We start from the raw sequence: 807 nt of genomic DNA, 5'->3' as shown, positions 1-807 counted from the left end.
TGCAATTAGTTGGCAAAAAGACTATCTCTACTTTTATGCCAAGGATAAGACCTTGCTCGATCATCACTTGGACGAACTGGTGAAGAAACTGATGTCTAATCCAGAAAAGTTAGAAGGTCTAACCTTTGATAAAACCTTGGACCAAGAGATAGAACTGGCCAAAGAAAAAATAAGAGTGACAGAACCTTCGGCAGTCAAAACCAAGGAGGTGACCTTGTAATGTATTCAAGACGAAAAGCTTTAGTCTTTGGACTCATGGGGCTCGCCTTTGGTTATTTCTGCCATCGTCTAACCCTGCTCTATGATAGTTTAACCAATGCCCCACCTATGGAACGTTTTGCCTACCTCTTAGGAGAGGGGTTAAATCAGGTTTTCAATCCTTTATGGCTATTTTCCTTTACTCAAAAATCTCTTCTTGCCTTTATCCTTGGGGTTCTAATGATGACACTAGTCTATCTTTATGTATCGACAGGACAGAAAGTCTATCGAGAAGGGGAAGAATACGGTTCTGCACGATTTGGAAACAGTAAGGAAAAGCGGAACTTTTACAGTAAGAATCCTTTCAATGACACGATTATGGCTCGTGATGTTCGTCTAACCTTGTTGGAAAAGAAGAAACCCCAGTTTGACCGAAATAAAAATTTGATTGTCATTGGGGGTTCTGGGGCAGGTAAGACCTTTCGCTTTGTGAAACCCAACCTTATCCAACTTAATTGTTCCAATATTGTCGTAGATCCTAAAGACCATTTGGCTGAGAAGACAGGTAAACTCTTTTTAGAAAACGGTTATCAGGTCAAGGTTTTAGAT

Annotated in this window: 1 protein-coding gene and 1 pseudogene; both read left to right on the top strand. The window is 40.3% G+C overall.

The genetic code is table 11. The features are described 5' to 3' along the window. Nucleotides 1–220 (top strand): annotated as a pseudogene (locus ACQRDX_RS09390) (hypothetical protein); the annotation flags it as partial. Beyond that, a partial coding sequence (locus ACQRDX_RS09385) for a type IV secretory system conjugative DNA transfer family protein (protein WP_427896633.1) occupies nt 220–807 on the top strand: 588 nt, incomplete at its 3' end. The pseudogene ACQRDX_RS09390 and the gene ACQRDX_RS09385, both read left to right, overlap by 1 nt.

The sequence above is a fragment of the Streptococcus sp. SGI.013 genome (assembly GCF_050315295.1).
Lineage (GTDB): Bacteria > Bacillota > Bacilli > Lactobacillales > Streptococcaceae > Streptococcus > Streptococcus porcorum.
The sequence above is the reverse complement of the archived record's forward strand: the minus strand, read 5'-3'. Positions and strand labels throughout refer to the sequence as shown.